Origin of the sequence: Pseudoduganella sp. RAF53_2 (genome assembly GCF_052113985.1) — a bacterium.
Classification (GTDB): Bacteria; Pseudomonadota; Gammaproteobacteria; order Burkholderiales; family Burkholderiaceae_D; genus Rugamonas.
The window spans coordinates 1-3,412 of the sequence record NZ_JBFRDW010000645.1 but is presented as its reverse complement, the minus strand read 5'-3'; the positions used below and the strand labels follow the sequence as shown (position 1 = coordinate 3,412).

General features: G+C 61.9%; 2 protein-coding genes. Both read left to right on the top strand.

Going from position 1 to position 3,412, the window contains the following annotated elements; all coding sequences use genetic code 11:
• Positions 1–8 precede the first annotated feature (8 nt).
• On the top strand, positions 9–1,163 hold the full coding sequence (locus AB4Z11_RS27045; protein ID WP_442028933.1) for a DUF4382 domain-containing protein: 1,155 nt from the start codon (positions 9–11) through the stop codon (positions 1,161–1,163).
• Positions 1,164–1,285: 122 nt separating this feature from the next.
• A partial coding sequence (locus AB4Z11_RS27040) for a valine--tRNA ligase (protein ID WP_442028932.1) occupies positions 1,286–3,412 on the top strand: 2,127 nt, incomplete at its 3' end.

Genomic DNA, 3,412 nt, shown 5'->3' with positions numbered 1-3,412 from the left:
CTGCTAGTTTGCTGACCGCTTGCGGCGGCGGAGGTGGAGGTGGCAGCTCGACGCAGCCACCAATGCAGTTAGGCTCCGTCTCCGTCTCCCTGACCGACGCTCCGGCCTGTGGCTTCGATGCGGTGAACGTCACCGTTTCCRAAGTCCGGATCAATCAAAGTTCGAGCGCCAGCGATACCGACAGCGGCTGGACCGACATCACCTTGTCGCCAGCGAAGAAAATCAATCTGCTCAACCTGAACAACGGCGCGCTGGAAGCCCTGGGCACTGCGTCGCTGGGCGCGGGCCACTACAGCCAGCTGCGCCTGGTGCTGGACGGCGGCGCCAACAGCAATACCGTCATCAAAACCGGCAGCGCCAATGAGATCGCGCTCGATACACCAAGCGCCCTTCAAAGCGGCATCAAGCTGGTCAACGAATTCGACGTGGCTGCGGGCCAGCGCGTTGACCTGGTGCYGGACTTCGACGCCTGCAAATCCATCGTCAGCAAAGGCAATAGCGGCAACTACAGCCTGAAGCCGGTGGTGAAAGTCGTGCCCACCGCTTTGAACGGCATCAGCGGCTTCGTCGCCACGGCGGCGCTGGCAAGCCATGTGGCCGTCTCCGCGCAACAGAATGGCGCGATAGTGGCATCCACCACGCCAAACCCCACCACCGGCGAATTCGACCTGACGCGCCTGCCAGCCGGTAATTACGACGTCGTCATCATAGCTGACGGATATGCCGCCAACGTGGTGGGCGCCGTGCCCGTCACCGCCAGCGCCATGACGCAGATCAGCACCACAGCAGCGCCCATCGCGCCCGTTGTCTCGCTGGACCACAACATCAGCGGCAGCGTGACCCAGAACCCGGTCAGCAGCACGGAGCCGGCGCAGGTCGCAGCCCTGCAGGCGATTACCGGCGGCCCCACCGTCACCCTGAAGTACACGCTCACCCCAATCGGTGGTGGCGCCTACACCCTGACAGGCCTGCCGGTCGCTGCGCCGCGCTACGTGACGTATAGCGCCACCCTGCCACTGGTATTCGCCACCGCGGCCATCGTCCCACCAGCAGGCCAGTACCGTGTTGACGCATCGGCAACTGGCTACACCACCAAATCGGTGGCCGCAGTGAACGTCAGCACCACCGACCAGGCCAACGTCAACTTCGCCCTCACACCGTGACCATTTGGGGTCAGGCGCTTTTTGAGACACGGGCTCATGTATCAATTCGTGCCTGACCCCAAAGCGGAAGGCGGGGCTTCTTCCCGTATAATGGCTGTTTTGCCCATTTTTTCAGCCACATCATGGAATTAGCCAAGTCTTTCGAGCCTGTCGACATTGAACAGTTCTGGCGCAGCGAGTGGGAGAAGCGCGGTTACTACGCAGCTTCCCTCGACCTGTCCAAGCCGTCCTTCAGCATTCAGCTGCCGCCGCCGAACGTGACCGGCACGCTGCACATGGGCCACGCGTTCAACCAGACCATCATGGACGGTCTGACCCGCTACCACCGCATGCTGGGTCACAACACCGCCTGGATTCCGGGCACCGACCACGCCGGTATCGCCACCCAGATCGTGGTGGAGCGCCAGCTGGACGCGCAAAAGGTATCGCGCCATGACCTTGGCCGCGAGAAGTTCATCGAGAAGGTGTGGGAGTGGAAGGAAAAGTCCGGCTCGACCATCACCGGCCAGATGCGCCGCATGGGCACCTCTCCTGACTGGGCTCGCGAGTATTTCACGATGGACGAAGAGCGTTCCAAAGTCGTGACCGAAGTCTTCGTGCGCCTGCACGAGCAGGGCCTGATCTACCGCGGCAAGCGCCTGGTGAACTGGGACCCGGTGCTGGGCACCGCCGTCTCCGACCTGGAAGTGGTGTCGGAAGAAGAAGATGGCTCGATGTGGCACATCAAGTATCCGCTGGCCGATGGCAGCGGTTCGATCACCGTGGCGACTACCCGTCCGGAAACCATGCTGGGCGACGTCGCCGTGGCCGTGGACCCGACCGACGAGCGCTACACCGCGCTGGTGGGCAAGATGCTGAAACTGCCGCTGGTCGGCCGCGAAATCCCGATCATCGCCGACTCCTACGTCGACAAAGCCTTCGGCACCGGCTGCGTGAAGATTACGCCGGCGCACGACTTCAACGACTACGCCGTGGGCCAGCGCCACAAGCTGGACATGCCTTCCATCCTGACCCTGGATGCGAAGATCAACGAGAACGCGCCGGAAGCCTACCGCGGCATGGACCGCTTCGCTGCGCGTAAGCAGATCGTGGCCGACCTGGAAGCGCAAGGCCTGATGGAATCGATCAAGCCGCACAAGCTGATGGTGCCGCGCGGCGACCGTACCGGCGTCGTGATCGAGCCGATGCTGACCGACCAGTGGTTCGTCGCCATGAGCAAGCCGGCGCCGGAAGGCACCTTCAATCCGGGCAAATCGATCGCTGAAGTAGCGCTGGAAAAAGTGTCCTCGGGCGAGATCAAGTTCGTGCCTGAGAACTGGACCACCACCTACAACCAGTGGCTGAACAACATCCAGGACTGGTGCATCTCGCGCCAGCTGTGGTGGGGCCATCAGATCCCTGCCTGGTATGACGAGCAGGGCAASATCTACGTCGCGCGCAACGAAGAAGAAGCGCTGGCACAGCAGAAGGCCAAGGGCGGCAGCGGCGCACTGGCCCGCGACCACGACGTGCTGGATACCTGGTTCTCGTCCGCGCTGGTGCCCTTCTCCACCCTCGGCTGGCCGCAAGAAACGCCTGAGCTGAAGGCCTTCCTGCCATCGTCCGTGCTGGTGACCGGCTTCGACATCATCTTCTTCTGGGTGGCGCGTATGGTCATGATGACCGCACACTTCACCGGCAAGGTGCCGTTCGAGACCGTGTACGTGCACGGCCTGGTGCGCGATTCGCAGGGCCAGAAGATGTCCAAGTCCAAAGGCAATACCCTGGACCCGATCGACCTGATCGACGGCATCGGCGTGGACGCACTGGTTGCAAAGCGCACCACGGGCCTGATGAATCCAAAGGATGCGGCGAAGATCGAGAAAGCCACCCGCAAGGAGTTCCCGGAAGGTATTCCAGCCTACGGCACCGATGCCGTGCGCTTCACCATGGCTTCCTACGCATCCCTGGGCCGCAACATCAACTTCGACCTGGGCCGCGCTGAAGGCTACCGCAACTTCTGCAACAAGCTGTGGARTGCGACCCGCTTCGTGATGATGAACACCGAAGGCAAGGACTGCACCGCGAACGACGCAGACCTGTCGATGGCCGACAAGTGGATTATCTCCCTGCTGCAAAAAGCCGAACTGGAAGTGGCAAAAGGTTTCGCGGACTACCGCTTCGACAATATCGCCTCCACCATCTACAAGTTCGTGTGGGACGAATACTGCGACTGGTATCTGGAAGTGGCGAAAGTCCAGGTACAGCAA